Below are 15,363 nucleotides of genomic sequence, written 5' to 3'. Positions count from 1 at the left end.
AGGCCGACAACTTGCCCAAGCTATCGGTCGATGACCTACCGGCAGGTTCGCGCGTTGTACGACGCTGTACGCCCGTCCTTCAATGGCGTTCCACAACCGAGGAGGTTTGTGGCCCATTGCGTGAGTACGGAGCGGTGGCGGTCGCGTCGGACGGCAACCCACAAGGTCGCCGCCAGTGCCGCCGGCGGGCTCCGCTGCTCATTCGACCGACAGTGCGGTCCAGTGAGGGCCGAGAGGGTGCGTGTCTGGTGGCGGCTGGTGCATCGCCAGCAGCAGGATCGCGTGCGGCCGCCGGCGGCGTGCGGCGTGCAGGATCTGCCTGGCGGTGTCCGCGTCCAGGCCGGTCGTCGGCTCGTCGATGAGGAGGACGTCGGGCTCGGTGGCCAGCGCGCGGGCAAGGTGGAGTCGTCGCTGTTCGCCGCCGGACAGGTTGCGCCCGCCGACGCCGATGGTGGTTTGCGGTTCCAGTCCGGCGCGGTTCAGGTCCATAGCGATCAGCAGGTCGGTGACTTCGGCGTGGTTCACGGCGGGGTTGGCCAGGCGGAAGTTGTCGGCAATCGTGCCGGTGAACAGATAGTCGTCGGCCAGTACGGCGGTGACGACGGCGGGACCGGGTTGTCGCCGCAGCGCTGTAGCGATGGCGGCGATGAGAGTGGTCTTTCCGCTGCCGGACGGGCCGGTGATGACGAGGGTCTGGCCGGTGGCGACGGTGAATGCGATCTCGCGTTCATCCCGTGTGGGTGTCTCCGGCAGTTGGTATCCGGAGACTGCGAGGCTGCGACCGTCGTACGTCGCCCGGAAGGTCGTGGCGACCTCCGGCCGGCAGGTTTCGTCCTCTCCGGCTGCCGCGAGGTGGGCCTTGGCCTGGCGGAGTTGGATCCACGCGCTTGTGGCGGCGACCAGACGCTCGGCGTTGGCCATGACACCGGCGGCGAGCAGACCGACGAAGACCAACGTCGCGATCGTGGCGCCGGACCGCGCGGTGAGCAGCACTGTGAGCAGCAGCGCGGCAGCCGTCACTGCGCGGGCGCCGCCCAGAGCATGCGCGGTTGTCGCAGCGTCGCGGTTTCGCCCACCCTCGAAGGCCTCCAGGCGTTGCAGAGTGCGGTGCGCCAACTGGTCTGTAGCGCCCAGCGACGCCATCTCGGGCCATGCCTCGACCGCGGTCACCAGTTCGGTCCTCAGCAGACCACGGGTACGGGCCGTGTCATCCGTCCGGCACGCAGAAGCCACTGCGAGGACGGCACAGGCGATCACGGCTGCAGCCAGCGTCAGCGCCGCGAGTGGACAGCCGGCGAGGACGATTGCAACGCAGCCCCCCGCCGTCATCGCGGCGGCAACGACCACAGGCGTAGTGGCCTGGATGACCGCCATGCCGGTGGTGTCCGCGTCGGCCATGACCCGATCCAGCGACCGGCCGGACCAACCGGTGCCTTCGGAACCGGCGGCTTGGTCGTACACGGCGAGCCTGGCAGCGCTGATCCGTCGTAGTGCCGCGGCGTGTAAGACAACCCGATTGGCATAGCCGGTCGCGATCCTGCCGAGCGCGAAGGCGCGCACCCCACCGCTGGGCGCGAGGTAGGAGAACGCACTGTAGGCACTGGCTCCGGCCACAGCTGAAGCTGCAATGAACCATCCGGAGAGTCCGAGAAGCCCGACGGAACAGGCCTCCGCGAGAACGGCCAGCAGCAGGCCGAACGAGGCGAGTGCCTTTGCTTTCATACCTGCATCGCCTCGCGGACGGTATGGATCGTCCCGTCCGTCAGACCGAACAGGAGGTCGGCGGATCGGGCGAGAGCCGCGGAGTGCGTGGCCACGATGACGGTGCGGCCCCGGGTGGCGTTGCGTAGGGCAACAATGATCTGGGCCTCGGTGTCCGCGTCGAGATGCGCGGTCGGCTCATCCAGGACCCACAGACCCGCGTCGCCGAGGAACGCGCGGGCGATCGCGATGCGGCGCGCCTCGCCGGTCGACAGACCCCAGCCGCCCTCCCCCAGCCGCGTGTCCAGGCCTTGCGGAAGCCGTCTGAGAACCTCGGCCAACCCGGCCGCGGCGGCCGCCTTCTCGATCTCCGCCCGGCCGGCGTCCGGTCGTCCGATCCGGATGTTGTCGCCGATCGATCCCGGGAGCAGTACCGTCTGCTGACCGATCCAGGCACAGCCGCCGAGCCACGGCGCCGACCCACCGGTCGGAGTCAGCCACTGAACGGTCCCGTGACTCGGAGTGCGTACGCCGGCAATCAGCGACAGCAATGTGGTCTTGCCTGCGCCCGACGGTCCGGCCACGACCGTCCATGATCCCGCCTGAACGGTCAGGTTCACACCATTCAGCGTTGGCTCGTCGGATGCAGGGAACCGAAGAGAGGCGTTGTTCACGACAACAGTTACGGGTTCGACCGCGGGCGGTACACGTTCGGCATTCGAAGGAGGCTCGACCAGCAAACCGCTGATCGCCGGTACCGCCGACAGTGCCCGTTCCCGGCTGTGGAACGCCGCAGCCATGGTCCGCAGCGGCTGGAAGTACATCGGGCAGATCAGCAGAGCGAGCAGGCCACGGAACAGAGTCATGCCGGGCGCAGCGCCGATCCGCACGTAGCCCAGCAGGGCGAGACCGATGTACGTCGCGTTCGCCGCGATCGAGAAGGTGATGACGACGTCCATCACCGCTCCGGACAGCGATGCCCGCCGGATGACCGCGATGGTGGTGGCGTTCAGGTCATCGGACGCACGGGCCAGCTCGGAGTGGCGTCGTTCCAGCGCCCCGATGTTCCGCAGCGTCGGCAGACCTCGGAAGCTGTCGAGGACGACGGCGGCGAGCCTGGTGCCGGCCGCCGCCCGGGCGTCGGCGCCCTCCTTTGCGAACAGGCCCGCAAGCCGCATGTTCAGCGGGATGAGCAAGCTCGCCAGCAGCAGGATCACTGCGGCCGGCCACTGCAGCATCGCGGTGATACCAAGAATCAGCGCCATCGACACCGGAGCGGACCGTCGCTGGGGAAGGCTCCGCGCATGGAAGTCGGCGATGTCGTCGGCCAACTCCACCGTTGCGAGCGCGGCCGTCGAGGGGTCGGGCTCCGCATGCCGCTGCCCGGCCGGTAGCAGCCCGGCCACCAGGCCCCGCCGAATGGCGTGGGCGATGCGCCGGCGGCCGACTGCCTGGAACCGCGCCGAACTCCAGACAGCTCCAGCCGCCAGGAGACCACCGCCGAAGAGGATGCACAATCCCAGCCGGCTCGGCCGATCGCCGGCAAGAACCTCGCCGGCGATCAATGCCAGACCAGCCCACTGGACGATGGTGAACGCCGTCTCCAGTGCCTGGCAGCCGGCGGCACTCAGCAGCCACCGGCGGCCCGGCTTCGCGGCTGCAGCAAGCCACCGCGCAGTTGCCGTTCCGGCCTGGTCAGTCGTCATCGTGCATCCGATGTTCGTCGACAATCCAGGCGATCCCGCCGACGAGGGCGATGAGGAGCATGCCCACCGTGCTCAGCAGATGGCCGTGATCCTTGGGATAGCCGGAGAACATCCCCTGGCAGACGCAATAGAGGAACAAGGCGACAACGACAACGACGACCGTCAGCATCGTCCGTGTGAGCAATCGGCGCGCTGTGCGTCCGCCCTGGGTTCGAGCGCTCATCGAGCGTCTCCTGTCGTTCCGTTCGAGAGATGGTTGGCCGGGGCCTTGCCTCGGAAGGCGTGGTGAGCGAACCAGTTGTAGAAGAGGATCAGTGGCACGTTGAGTCCGATCCCGACCGCGAGAAACGCCAGCGTGCCGGGCGGTGCTGCTGTGCTGGTGAGGGTCAGGTCCGGTGCAGCGAGCACCGGATAGCGAGCCACCACCAGGGCAACGACGAGTGCCACGACGGCGGTGACCAGGCCCGCGAGCGGGAGGCCGTCGTACGGCGAAGTCGGCCGCGAGGTCATCACGCCCGTCACCGCGCCGACCGCGGCGAACAGGAGGAGCCCGGTGAAGGCGATGACCCGCGCAGGACCGTGCATGCTGAGCGGTGTGGCGGTCGCACCCACAGCTATGAGGCATCCGACAACCAGCAGCACCGCCAGGACTGCGCTGACCACGCCGCGGTGGCCCGCCCGGGCACGGAGTTCACCGGTCGCCTTCCACTTCGTGTAGGCGTACCCGAGCGCCAGATAGCCACAGGTGACCGTTACGGCGGACAGCGCCGAGAACCAACTGATCGCGCCTGACGAAGAACCGGAGAATGCCCCGTCCACCACGGTCACGTGCGCTGTCAGGGTCGCAACGGCGATGCCCTGAGCAAGCGCCGCGATCAGCGAGGCGACGCCGAACGCCCTTTCCCAGCGAGGCGCGGGATGAGCCTGTGAGGCCAGCTCCACACTGACGCCGCGAACGATCAGCGCGAACAGCATGACGATGACCGGCAGATAGGCGTGCGGGAGGATCGTGCCGAACGCGGCCGGGAAGCCGGCCCACAGGCTCACGCCGAGCAGGACCAGCCACGTCTCGTTGCCGTCCCAGGCCTGGGCGACCTGTTCGAGCATCTCGTGCCGATAACTCGCGTCCGGTTCGATCAAGGTGGCGATGCCGATACCCAGGTCGTAGCCGTCCAGTACGACGTACATCAGCAGACACAGGAGAATGAGCAGGAACCAGACCGTGGCCATCAGTTCGCCCTCCCGCCGGCCAGACTCGCCGTCGGTACCGAGTCGAGGGTCGGGTGTCGCTCGTCGGGAGCGACCTGGTCGGGGCCGATCCGCACCGTGTGCACGATGTAGGCGAGGTACGCGACCAGCATCACGACGTACAGCAACGAGAAACCCACCACGGAGAACACGAGCTCGCTGGGCGCCAGGTGCGAGACCGCGTCCGCGGTGCGCAGCTGACCGAACACGACCCACGGCTGACGACCCGTCTCAGCCGTGGCCCAGCCGCCCAGAACGGCGAGGATGCCCACCGGTGTCGTCCAGAGCAGGAACCGGTGGAAGCGTCTCGAGGTCCACAGTTTTCGGCGGAGGCGCAGGACAGTCGCGTAGAAGACGGTGCCGAACATCAGCAGCGCAGCCAGGAACATGACCCGGAATCCCCAGAAGACCGCAGCCATGTCGGGCCGATCAGCCTTCGGCGTCAGCTCGAGTCCGGGGATCGCCGTCCGACAGGTCAGGTCGCGGTTGATCGCGCTGCCCAGGCAAGGGATGCTCAGCTCCGCGAGGTTGCGCTCGGCCTGCTGGTCCGGGATCGCGAACAGGACGAAGCCGGTGTTGCCTTCTGTCCAGTTGCCCTCCAGGGCTTCCAGCTTGGACAACTGGTGCGGCAACACCGCGCCGGCGGTGTGGTCACCGACGAAGATCTGCACCGGTACCAGCATCGCCGCGACACCCAGGGCGATCGACACGGACCGGCGCGCGAAGGCCAACGCCCGTCCCTTGACCAGGTAGTACGCGCCGATGCCGGCCACGAAGAATGCGGCGGAGATCAGTACGGCAAGCACCATGTGCGGCCACCGCCAGAGGAACGACGGGTTGAAGATCGTGTCGACCCAGTCGGTCGGTTCGAACCGCCCGTTCCGGACGACGAACCCGGCCGGCGTCTGCATCCAGGAGTTGGCGGCGATGATCCAGGTCGAGGACAGGACCGTGCCGAGAGCAACCATCACCGTCGAGACGAACATCGTCGCGTGCCGGACCCGGCCGTCGCCGTACAGCAGAACGCCGATGAACCCGGCCTCCACGAAGAATGCCGTCACGACTTCCATCCCGATGATCGGCCCGATGATCGGACCGGTTTTGGCCGCGTAGACGCCCCAGTTCAGCCCCATCTCGAAGGTGATGACGATGCCGGCCACGACACCGATCGCGAAGCCGACCGCGAAGACCCGCCGCCAGAACCGGAACATCTGCAGATAGACCGCCTTGCGGGACTTCCAGTACATCCCGTAGAGCACGCTCAGCAGGATCGACAGCCCCACCGTGATGGCCGGGAACGACATGTGGAACATCACGGTGATGACGAACTGCCACCGCGACAGATCGAGCAGGCTCATGTCGGCTCCCCGGTCAGGCGTCGAGGACGGGCGCGGCCGCGGCCGCCTTGGTGAACCGGGGCAACGCGGCGGCACCGACGGCGAGCAGGGCGATGATGACCATCTGCACGGCTTCGACGGTGGCGAAGGCGTGCGGGGTGCTGTGCTCCGCACGGGCGAGGTAGAGCGTGCCGAGGGTGGCCACACCGAGCGCAAGGCCGCTTTGCTGGAGCGTGATCAGTACGCCGCTGCCGACCCCGCCGAGATGCGTCGGGACGTCGGCCATCACGCTGCGGAAGAGCCCGGCGAACAGCATCGACCCCCCGGCTCCGGACAGCGCGAGCGGGACGGCCATGTCCCAGAGGTGGACGTGCGGCCAGCGGTCGACGACAACGACGACCAGCGACGCCAAACCGGCGAACTGGATGATCGCTCCGGCCGACAGCGCCGCCCGTCCGAAGCGGCCGATCAACCGCGGCGCGAACAGTGAACCGGCGAAGAACATCAACGCCATCGGCAGAATCGCCAGGCCGCCGTGGAGCGCGTCGGCGTGCAGACCGTCCTGGACGGTCAAGGCGAAGACGAACATGAACGCACCGAAGCCGATGCTGAAGGCGAACACCATCACCAGGCCCCGCGACATCGACGGCAGCTTGAGCAATGACGGCGGCAGCAGCGGAATCTGCCCACGGCGCTCTGCGCGCCGCTCCACCACGATGGTGATGGCGCCCATCGCGACCGCGAGGGCGATCATCGCCCAGGTCCACCACGGCCAACCCAGCGAATGGCCTTCGGTAAGAGGGACCAGTACGGCGGTGAGTGTGGCGGCGAACAGGACGGTGCCGGGCAGGTCGACGCCTACCGGGTGATCCGAACGAGTGTTGGGCACGATGCGGGCTGCGACGATCAGCACCACCAGGCCGATCGGCACGTTGACCAGGAAGATCGGCCGCCACGATGCCCCGGCGATGTCCGCGCTGACCAGCAGTCCGCCGACCAGCTGACCGACCACGGCCGCGATACCGGACGTGGCGCCGTACAGGGCAAGGGCTCTTGCCTTGCGTTCGTGTTCGAGGGTGTGGTGGAAGGTGGCGAGCACCTGCGGGACCAGTAGCGCAGCGGTCGCGCCCTGCACGATGCGGGCGGCGATCAGTACGCCGACAGTCGGCGCGAAGCCACACACCGCCGAGGCCACGATGAAGCCGACGAGGGCGCCGAGGAAGACGCGGTGGCGGCCGAAGCGGTCGCCGATGCGGCCGCCGAGGACGAGCAGTGCGGCGTACGCGACGCCGTACCCGGCGATCACCAGCTCCAGCTCGGACGCCGACGCGTGCAGTGATGCGTCGATGCTCGGCAGCGCGACGTTGGTGATGAAGAAATCCATGATCGGCAGGAACGCGCCCGCCAGCAGGAAGAACACACCGGCCGGGTGCAACCCACCGGACAGCGCAACCGCACGCGGCGAGGGATGCCCAGCCTGCCGTGCGGGGAGAGTGACGGCCATTGCTTCTCCAACTAATTATGAGACGATAACTATTCGAACAGAATTAGTATGCGCTCATAACTATGGACAGGCAATCATCTATGCTGGCGATGTGACGAAGGACCCATCGCCGCGCCGCAGCCCTCGGCCGGCCCGCAGATCAGCCGCCGAGAAGCGCTGGGCCGACCTCGCCGACCTGGCGCTGGTGATCAGCCGGGAGATCCAGTACCGCGGCTACGCCGACGCCGAGGCTGTCGGCCTGACCCAGTCCGAAGGCATGGTGATGCGCTACCTGCTCCAGGACGAAGCAGCAGCCGCCCCCAGTCAGATCGCCGCCGCCACCGGACTCCAGCGCACCAACCTGTCCACGACGCTGCGCGGCCTGGAACACAAGGGCATGATCCAGCGGCAGGCCAGCCCGGCCGACGGCCGCGGCGTCACCGTCAGCCCAACCGAACACGGCCGCGCCAACTCTTCCCTGGTGAGGCACGAGTGGGCGACCGCCGTCAGCCTCGCCGCCGGCGGCGACGACACGCACCTGGACGCCGCCCTCACGCTGCTCACGGCCATCAGGGACGGTCTGGTCAAGACCCGCCCCCAGTCCCCCTCCCAGCACCCACCGGCGTAGCAACCTCGTCGGGAGTCGACGGCGGGTTAGGCTACTGATCGTTGGTAGACACTTCGCGGAAGGGGGCAGCCGTGTCCTTGCCGGTGAGCCCGCTGGACGAGAGTGACCGGCTCGTCCTCAGCGACCGGGTCTACGAGGCGCTCATCGACCTGCTGATCAGCGGCCGGGTCGAGCCGGGACAGGCGCTGCGGATCGAGCATCTGGCCACCTTGCTGAACGTGTCCCCCACGCCGGTCCGTGAGGCGTTGGCCAGGATCGAGACGACCGGCCTGGTGACCCGCGTCGCGCAGAAGGGCTATCGGGTGGCCCCGCTACTGGCCGAAGCCCAGATGTCGGAGCTCGTCGACGCCAGGGAACTACTGGAACTCGGGGCGATGGAGTTGATCTCCGGCGACCTGGACAGCTTGGTTCGCCAACTCGAGGCCGCACAGGAGAAGCATGCGGCAGCGGCTCAGCGCCTCGCCGAGCTGCCGGCCGGCGATCCGTCGGTCATGGCTCGGCAGCGGGAGTACTTCGAGGCCGACTGGTCCTTCCACCTGGCGATCCTGCACCGGTCCAGCAACCGGTACGTCGTCCAAATGGCCGAAGGACTGGGCGGACACCTGCACCGGCGACGCCAAGGTGTCGTGGTCGGTGTGAACGACTCGCAGTTCGCGGTCCGTGAGCACGCGGCGATCCTGGCCGCCTTCCAGCAGGGCGACCTGCCGGGCGCCGTCGAGGCCATGCGCGTCCACATGAACCAGATCCGCCGGCGGTCCCTGAAGGACCTGGCCGCCCAACCCCGCTGATCCCGTGTGACTCAGGTCACACAAAACTCCCTCTGGACCTCGAAATCTATTTTATATAGATTTTCGCACCACCTGCTGAGCCCGCTGAGTCCGACGCCCAGGGCTCCGACGAATCGAGGTCCGACCATGCCATCCCCACGTCCTGGCACCGCCACCCTCGCCGGCAGCGCCGCGGAGGCGACGCTGGGCTCGATCATGCGCAAGGTGCAGTGGCGCCTGGTGCCGGTCCTGCTGCTGATGTACACCCTGGCCTTCCTGGACCGGGTGAACATCGGTTTCGCCAAGACCGAGTACATGGCCGACACCGGGCTCACCGAGGCGGCGTACGCCCTCGGGGCCGGCATCTTCTTCGTCGCCTACGCCTTCTTCGAGGTGCCGTCGAACCTGCTGCTGCACCGGGTCGGCGCCAAGTTCTGGCTGGCCCGGATCATGGTGACCTGGGGCGTCATCTCCGCGCTGATGGCGTTCGCGCACAACGAGTGGATCTTCTACGGCGTCCGCGTGCTGCTGGGGGTCGCCGAGGCAGGCCTCTTCCCGGGCGTCATCCTGTACATCACCTACTGGGCGGTGGCGGAGTACCGCTCGCGGTTCACCGGGCTGTTCATGATGGGCATCCCACTGGCGTACGTACTCGGTGGACCGGTGTCCGGTGCCTTCCTCGATATGCACGGCATCCTCGGTCTGGCCGGCTGGCAGTGGATGTTCGGACTCGAAGGTCTGCTCACTGTGGTCTTCGGGTTCTGGGTGTACTTCTACCTGGATTCCAAGCCGGACGACGCGAAGTGGCTGAACGCCGACGAGAAGAAGGTCCTCAACGCGGCCATCGCACTGGACAACGAGGAGCGCGCGGCCGCCGGTCGCGGCCACCACGAGCCCTGGTACAAGCCGTTGACCAATCCCCGTCTGGTGTACATCGCGCTCTGCTCGTTCTCCGTCCAGATCTGCATGTACGGCTTCACCTTCTACCTGCCGAGCCAGGTCCAGGCGCTGACCGGCCAGAAGGTCGGCTTCCTGGTCGGCGTCATCACCGCCATCCCCTGGCTGGTCGCGCTGGTGATCACCCGCTACACCACCCTGTTCTCCGACAAGACCGGTCAGCGCCGGTGGACGGCCGTCTTCGCCTACTCGCTGGCTGTGATCGGCCTCACCGGATCGGTGCTGTTCAAGGCCGAACCAGTCGTCGCGATCGCCTTCCTCTGCCTCGTCGCCGGATCCCTGGTCTCGGTCCAGCCGATCATGTGGACCTTCCCCGCCTCGATCCTGACCGGCGCCGCCGCGGCCGCCGGCATCGGCCTGATCAACTCTCTGGGCAACCTCGGCGGCTTCTTCGCGCCGAACATCCGGGCCGCCGTCCTGAACGCCTACGGCTTCGTCACACCGCCGAAGACCGGCACCCTCGACGCCGCCCAACTCGCCGTCAACGCTCACGCCCAGGACATGGCGACGTACACCATCGCCGGGGTGGGCGTGATCGGCATGGTCCTGTTCGCCTGCATCACCTTCGTGGGCTACCAGGGCAAGATCGAGCCGGTCGGCCGCAAACTGAAGGTCAGCCCCACCCGGACCGAGAAGGCCATGGCATGACCGCCTCCGCCACCCTGCAGGCCGGCGCCGCGGCCCGGATCCGCGAGCACAACCGGCGGACCGGCCGGCGACTGGCCGTCCTGGACGACGACCCGACCGGATCCCAGGCCGTGCACGGCGTCTCCGTCGTGACGGTGCTCGAACGATCCGAGTACGCCGCCGGGCTGGCAGCACCCGCGGACACCTGCTTCGTTCTCACCAACACCCGGGCGCTCGACGAAGCTCAGGCCGTCGAGCTGAACCGCGCCGTGGCGTACGACCTCTACACCCTGGCCGCCGACACCGGGGCGACCGTCGAGGTGGTCTCCCGCAGCGACAGCACACTGCGCGGCCACGTACACGCCGAGATCGAGGCCATCGCCGCCGAGCACCTGGCTGTCATCGGCCGCCCAGTGGACGGCGTGCTGTTCTGCCCGGCCATGATCGAGGCAGGCCGCTTCACCGTCGACGACGTCCATTTCGCTGTCGTCGACGGCGTACCGACACCGGTCGGGGACACCGAGTTCGCCAGAGACAAGACCTTCGGGTACACCTCGTCGAACCTGCGGGACTTCATCGCCGAACGGTCCGGCGGAACGATCGCGGCGGCGGACGTCCGAAGTCTGTCCCTCGACGACATCCGGATCGGCGGCCCGGAGCGGGTCGCCGAGATCCTCACCGAGGTGTCCGGGCTCGGCTGGGTCGTCGTCAACTGCACGTCGTACGCCGATCTCGAAGTGGTCGCGCTCGGACTGCAACTGGCGCGGGACGCCGGCAAGACCTTCCTGACCCGGTCCGGGCCCTCGTTCGTCAGGGCGCTGGCCGGAATCGAGGCGAAGGACGTACTCGGCCCGGCCGACCTTGCCATCGACGCCTCGCGCACCCGGCACGGTCTCATCGCGGTCGGCAGCCACGTCGGGCTGACCACCCGGCAGGTGCACGAGGCTCGGGGACGTGGCGGTCTCGTCGAGGTCGAGCTGCAGGTTCCTGCCTTGCTCGACCCGTCGAACGCCGCGACCCACATCGAGGAGACCGCGGCGCGGATCGTCGCCGCCCTCCCTGGTTCGGATGTGCTGGTCTGCACCAGCCGCGATCTGGTGGCCGTGGACAACGACCCGGAAGCGAGTCTGGACATCGCCCGCACGGTGTCGACGGCGCTCGTCACCGTGGTCGAGAAGGCCCGCGCGGCCCGCCCCGCCTGGGTCGTCGCCAAGGGCGGCATCACCTCCCACGACCTCGCCGCTCGTGGTCTGGGGATCCGGCGAGCCACTGTCGCCGGGCAGTTCTTGCCGGGCCAGATCTCGCTGTTCACCCCGGCCGAGGCCCCGCCCGATGTCATCGGCTGCGCCTTCGTCGTCTTCCCTGGCAACGTCGGGGCAGTCGACGCCTTGGCCTTGGTCCTCGACCGGCTGCGGGCCGCCACCGAAGGAGACCGGTAATTCTTGCCCATCTACGACCTGCTGAGGATCCAGCATCGCTTCCCCGCAAGGAGCAAATGACATGACCACCGTCGGATGGATCGGCCTCGGTGCCATGGGTGGCCCGATGGCCCAATGCGTGGCCGCGGCCGGCCACGCCGTCACGGCGTACGACGTCTCCCTCGAGCGCGCCCGGTCACTGGCCGGCCCAGGCCTGACCGCCGTCGACTCGATCCAGGCCGCGGCGGCAAACGCGGAAATCCTCGTCCTGATGGTGGCGACGCCGGACCAGGTCGCAGCGGTTCTGTTCGGCGACGGCTGCTCGGCCAGTCAGCTCAAGGCCGGAGCAGTCGTTGTCATCATGGCGACCGTCGGACCAGGCCCGGTCGAGGGCTGGGCCCAGCGTCTCGGCGAGCTCGGCGTGGGCCTCGTCGATGCACCCGTTTCGGGCGGTGTGGCCCGGGCAGCCACAGGTGACTTGCTCGTGATGGTGTCGGGCTCCGACGAGGACCTGGCCCGGTGCCGGCCGATCATCGACGCGATGGCCTCGACCGCGCCGACGGTCGGCCCGAAGCCGGGCGACGGCCAGAAGGTCAAGGTGGTCAACCAACTGCTCTGCGGCGTGCACATCGCTGCGGCCGGCGAGGCACTGGCCCTCGCCGACTCGATGGGCCTCGACGTCGCATCGACCTGGGCCGTGCTGAAAACCGGAGCCGCCGGCTCCTTCATGTTCAGTGACCGCGGTGGCCGGATGGTCGCCGGCGCCTTCGACGACGTACGCAGCGCCCTCGACATCTTCGTCAAGGACATGGGCATCGTCACCGCCACCGCGAAATCGGTCGAGCAACCCACCCCGCTTGCCGCCACAGCCGAACAGCTCTACCTCACCGGTCGCCGCAAGGGACTCGGCCGCAAGGACGACTCCGTCGTCTACGACGTACTCCGCGGTCGTGCGTGACACCCGTAGCCGGGACAGCTCTGCGCGGCGAGAACCCATCGCCATCAGGCGAACATGGCCCACTTGTCGACCTGCGGCTTCTTGAGAGTGGACAGATCGGTCTCGGCAAAGATATGAGCGCGGCTCCGTTCGGCGGCTTCGACGACGGCGTTCACATCCGGGAACGCGAGAGCTCCCCCGGACTTCATCACCTCGCCGTTGATGATGACTGTGTCCACGTTGCCCGGATGAGCCGACGTGACGACGTTGGCGATCGGGTTGTTGAGAAGTGTGAGGTTGAACGGGTCGGACTTCAGCAGCACGATGTCGGCGCGCTTCCCCGGCTCGAGTGATCCGATCTTGTCGCCGAGACCGCAGGCCGCAGCGCTCGACTGCGTCGCCGAGCGGAAGACATCCTCCGAGGTGATCTCCCAGCTCCAGACTGCTTCACCCGACCGGTACGCCGCGTCGGAGATGCCCCCACGCGTCGCGGCGAGAAGGCTGCGCATAGCACCGAACATGTCGCCGCTGACCGCCACCAAGCTGTCGGTCGACAGGGCCGGCTCGAGATCGTGATGCCGCATCCGAATGGTGGCCGGAAGCCCATGGCCACAGAGCATCTCGTGGTCCGGAGAGATGGATACATGCGTCCCGCTCTCGGCGATCAGAGCGAAGTCGGAGTCGGTCAGGTTGTTGCAGTGGACAAGCGTCAGGTGTGGGCCGAGCTGCCCGATTCTCCGGATGTCCTCGATCGGGACAAGTCCGTCGTCGCCCCAGCGGGCACCGGTCCAGCAGCCACCCCCGAGCCCACCGTCCATCGCGACGTGCAGATCCAGTTCCCGCGCGAGCTCGAAGTCGTAGCGCAGCACTTCCGGAGTGACCAGGAACGGTGGTCGCACCTTCATCCCCAGCGTCACCCGGGCGTCATCGTCGCGCAGGACATCGTCTCGCAGCCGCCGGACGTCGTCGGGGTGCTTGCGGCTGCTGTTGTGGTACCAGGCGTCGACCTCGAGGTCGTTCGGCTCTCCATGGCAGAACAGGACCCGCAGTCCGCTGTCCACGTGAGCCTGGATCGCTGCGTCGGCATGCTCAGGTGAGTTCATGATGTGGGCGAGGTCGGAGATCGCGGTCACACCGCCGTTGATGGCCTCCAGATCGGAGAGCAGGATCGCGGCGTAGACGTCCTCCGGGCGGTAGCGCGCCGCGAGCCGCCCTCTGGCCAGCGAGCGATACTCCACCACGGTCTGATCGGTGCTGACACACCGCATCAGCGCCTGCCACGGGTGCCGGTGCGAGTCGACCATGCCCGGCATCACCACCATCGAGCCGGCGTCGATGACGACCTCGTCCGCCACGGGCTGCAGGTTGGGACCGACCTCGGTGATCCAGCCGTCGGAGCTGAAGCGGACATCCAGGTGATCAACCGTCGCCGATCCTGCGCCGGCCGACATCACCAGACCTCCGCGGATTGTCGTCACCTGGTTCGCCATCAGCACTCCTGCTCTCGACCGGACGGACTTGATGTAGAGTTCTGTCCCGATACATGGGACACTGTCCCAGTCTGTTGCAGCAATCCGAAGGCGTCAAGGGATCCATCAGAGAGGAACTGCTCGATGAGACATCCAGCACAGGTGACGGACGAGTTCGCCGATGAGCACTCGGCCGCACTGGCAGTCGTCGCCCGGTACCAGCCCGGAATCCGGGCCCGATTCGAACAGCGTGCTCGCCTCGACCCCGCCTTCGCACACGCATGGCTCCGCTACGCGGCCCGGCTTCTCGGCCGTCCCACCCTGGATCCGCGAACCCGGTTGCTGGTGATGACCGGGCAGTTCACGATGTCGCGCCGCTACGAGCGCCTCCGGGAGACGGTCCAGGCCGCGATCGCCGAGTCCATCGACCTCAAAGAGGTTCTCGAGGTCATCTTCCAATGCGCGATCTACGGCGGCGAGCCGCTGGTCGACGAAGCGTTGTCGATCTTCGCCGACGAACTCGGAAAGGCTGGCCAGCTCGACGAGTTGTGCAGTCGCGGTCTCCAGGTCGGGCAGCGCGCATCCGAGCGCGATCTCGGCGAAGAGCGCTCACGGTGGCACCCCGAGGATGCTGCGGACCCACGAGCCGACGCGCTACTCGCGAAGTACGGCTGGCAAGGGATCAGCAGCGCTCTGGTCCTGCGACCGCGGCACACTCTCGACAACGCAGAGTTCCTAGGCAGCCTCGACGAGGGATTCACCAAGGCGTTCTACGACCTCGGGTACGACGACATGTACGGCCGGCTCGTCCTCGACCACCGCACGCGTCTGCTGTGCATGGTCGGCAACACGCTCGCGATCGGCGAGATCGTCCAGACTCGCCATCACATGCGAACCGCGATCCGTCAGGGAGCCTCACCCCGAGAGGTACTGGAGGTGCTCTTCCAGTCGGTGCTGCTTGTCGGCCACCCGAACGTCGTACCAGAGCGTATTCGCGATCTCGTCGCGATCGTCGAGGACGAGGGTGCGAGCTTCTGAGCTTGCGACGCAGACCGACGTCGAAGAGGGAGACAGGAACATGCAGG

The 15,363-nt window shown here is 67.7% G+C and carries 13 protein-coding genes; 6 read left to right on the top strand and 7 right to left on the bottom strand.

The annotated features are described in order from the left end of the window. Nucleotides 1-198 precede the first annotated feature (198 nt). Genes ACIBGM_RS04005 through ACIBGM_RS03980 form a run of 6 tightly spaced genes read right to left on the bottom strand, consistent with a single transcriptional unit; the run spans nt 199 to nt 7,496 of the window. Entirely contained in the window at nt 199-1,722 is a 1,524-nt protein-coding gene (locus ACIBGM_RS04005) for an ATP-binding cassette domain-containing protein (protein WP_396384416.1), read from the bottom strand. After that, the gene (locus ACIBGM_RS04000; protein WP_360517321.1) at nt 1,719-3,407 is read right to left on the bottom strand and encodes an ATP-binding cassette domain-containing protein; all 1,689 of its coding nucleotides are present in this window, start codon (nt 3,405-3,407) and stop codon (nt 1,719-1,721) included. Before ACIBGM_RS04000 ends, ACIBGM_RS04005 begins: the two co-directional genes overlap by 4 nt. Beyond that, the gene (locus ACIBGM_RS03995; protein ID WP_396384415.1) at nt 3,397-3,630 is read right to left on the bottom strand and encodes a hypothetical protein; all 234 of its coding nucleotides are present in this window, start codon (nt 3,628-3,630) and stop codon (nt 3,397-3,399) included. Before ACIBGM_RS03995 ends, ACIBGM_RS04000 begins: the two co-directional genes overlap by 11 nt. Then, nucleotides 3,627-4,637 carry a cytochrome d ubiquinol oxidase subunit II gene (locus ACIBGM_RS03990; RefSeq protein ID WP_360517315.1) on the bottom strand — a complete coding sequence of 337 codons (1,011 nt, stop codon included), beginning with the start codon at nt 4,635-4,637 and terminating at the stop codon, nt 3,627-3,629. Before ACIBGM_RS03990 ends, ACIBGM_RS03995 begins: the two co-directional genes overlap by 4 nt. Then, nucleotides 4,637-6,013 (bottom strand): cytochrome ubiquinol oxidase subunit I, encoded by a 1,377-nt coding sequence (locus ACIBGM_RS03985; protein ID WP_360517312.1) that lies wholly within the window; start codon nt 6,011-6,013, stop codon nt 4,637-4,639. Before ACIBGM_RS03985 ends, ACIBGM_RS03990 begins: the two co-directional genes overlap by 1 nt. Nucleotides 6,014-6,026: 13 nt before the next feature. After that, complete coding sequence (locus ACIBGM_RS03980; RefSeq protein WP_360517309.1) at nt 6,027-7,496, bottom strand: MFS transporter; 1,470 nt, start codon at nt 7,494-7,496, stop codon at nt 6,027-6,029. Between the two features lie 91 nt (nt 7,497-7,587). Between ACIBGM_RS03980 and ACIBGM_RS03975 the strand changes: the two genes are divergently transcribed. The 5 genes from ACIBGM_RS03975 to ACIBGM_RS03955 all read left to right on the top strand — a co-directional run bounded on the left by ACIBGM_RS03975 (nt 7,588) and on the right by ACIBGM_RS03955 (nt 12,830). Next, nucleotides 7,588-8,103, top strand: coding sequence for a MarR family winged helix-turn-helix transcriptional regulator (locus ACIBGM_RS03975; protein ID WP_396384414.1), 516 nt, complete (start codon nt 7,588-7,590; stop codon nt 8,101-8,103). A gap of 71 nt (nt 8,104-8,174) precedes the next feature. Continuing rightward, entirely contained in the window at nt 8,175-8,891 is a 717-nt protein-coding gene (locus ACIBGM_RS03970; protein WP_360517303.1) for a GntR family transcriptional regulator, read from the top strand. A 126-nt stretch (nt 8,892-9,017) separates the two neighbouring features. Further along, nucleotides 9,018-10,475: an MFS transporter gene (locus tag ACIBGM_RS03965; protein ID WP_396384413.1), complete on the top strand. Its 1,458-nt coding sequence runs from the start codon at nt 9,018-9,020 to the stop codon at nt 10,473-10,475. Next, nucleotides 10,472-11,893: a four-carbon acid sugar kinase family protein gene (locus ACIBGM_RS03960; RefSeq protein WP_360517297.1), complete on the top strand. Its 1,422-nt coding sequence runs from the start codon at nt 10,472-10,474 to the stop codon at nt 11,891-11,893. The genes ACIBGM_RS03965 and ACIBGM_RS03960 overlap by 4 nt, the downstream gene beginning before the upstream one ends. A gap of 61 nt (nt 11,894-11,954) precedes the next feature. Then, nucleotides 11,955-12,830 (top strand): NAD(P)-dependent oxidoreductase, encoded by an 876-nt coding sequence (locus tag ACIBGM_RS03955; RefSeq protein ID WP_396384412.1) that lies wholly within the window; start codon nt 11,955-11,957, stop codon nt 12,828-12,830. A 44-nt stretch (nt 12,831-12,874) separates the two neighbouring features. Here ACIBGM_RS03955 and ACIBGM_RS03950 read toward each other — a convergent pair whose 3' ends face one another. Further along, on the bottom strand, nt 12,875-14,299 hold the full coding sequence (locus ACIBGM_RS03950; RefSeq protein WP_396384411.1) for an amidohydrolase family protein: 1,425 nt from the start codon (nt 14,297-14,299) through the stop codon (nt 12,875-12,877). A 123-nt stretch (nt 14,300-14,422) separates the two neighbouring features. Between ACIBGM_RS03950 and ACIBGM_RS03945 the strand changes: the two genes are divergently transcribed. Beyond that, a complete protein-coding gene (locus ACIBGM_RS03945; protein ID WP_396384410.1) occupies nt 14,423-15,316 on the top strand; it encodes a carboxymuconolactone decarboxylase family protein in 894 nt (297 codons plus the stop codon). The last annotated feature ends 47 nt before the right edge of the window (nt 15,317-15,363 follow it).

The sequence above is a fragment of the Kribbella sp. NPDC050470 genome (assembly GCF_044458365.1).
GTDB lineage: Bacteria > Actinomycetota > Actinomycetes > Propionibacteriales > Kribbellaceae > Kribbella.
The sequence above is the reverse complement of the archived record's forward strand: the minus strand, read 5'-3'. Positions and strand labels throughout refer to the sequence as shown.

What these genes read in the sequence shown, in the direction of transcription:
- ACIBGM_RS04005 (WP_396384416.1), bottom strand. Translation starts at nt 1,722, where the DNA reads ATGAAAGCAAAGGCACTCGCCTCGTTCGGCCTGCTGCTGGCCGTTCTC.
- ACIBGM_RS04000 (WP_360517321.1), bottom strand. Translation starts at nt 3,407, where the DNA reads ATGACGACTGACCAGGCCGGAACGGCAACTGCGCGGTGGCTTGCTGCA.
- ACIBGM_RS03995 (WP_396384415.1), bottom strand. Translation starts at nt 3,630, where the DNA reads ATGAGCGCTCGAACCCAGGGCGGACGCACAGCGCGCCGATTGCTCACA.
- ACIBGM_RS03990 (WP_360517315.1), bottom strand. Translation starts at nt 4,637, where the DNA reads ATGGCCACGGTCTGGTTCCTGCTCATTCTCCTGTGTCTGCTGATGTAC.
- ACIBGM_RS03985 (WP_360517312.1), bottom strand. Translation starts at nt 6,013, where the DNA reads ATGAGCCTGCTCGATCTGTCGCGGTGGCAGTTCGTCATCACCGTGATG.
- ACIBGM_RS03980 (WP_360517309.1), bottom strand. Translation starts at nt 7,496, where the DNA reads ATGGCCGTCACTCTCCCCGCACGGCAGGCTGGGCATCCCTCGCCGCGT.
- ACIBGM_RS03965 (WP_396384413.1), top strand. Translation starts at nt 9,018, where the DNA reads ATGCCATCCCCACGTCCTGGCACCGCCACCCTCGCCGGCAGCGCCGCG.
- ACIBGM_RS03960 (WP_360517297.1), top strand. Translation starts at nt 10,472, where the DNA reads ATGACCGCCTCCGCCACCCTGCAGGCCGGCGCCGCGGCCCGGATCCGC.
- ACIBGM_RS03955 (WP_396384412.1), top strand. Translation starts at nt 11,955, where the DNA reads ATGACCACCGTCGGATGGATCGGCCTCGGTGCCATGGGTGGCCCGATG.
- ACIBGM_RS03950 (WP_396384411.1), bottom strand. Translation starts at nt 14,299, where the DNA reads ATGGCGAACCAGGTGACGACAATCCGCGGAGGTCTGGTGATGTCGGCC.
- ACIBGM_RS03945 (WP_396384410.1), top strand. Translation starts at nt 14,423, where the DNA reads ATGAGACATCCAGCACAGGTGACGGACGAGTTCGCCGATGAGCACTCG.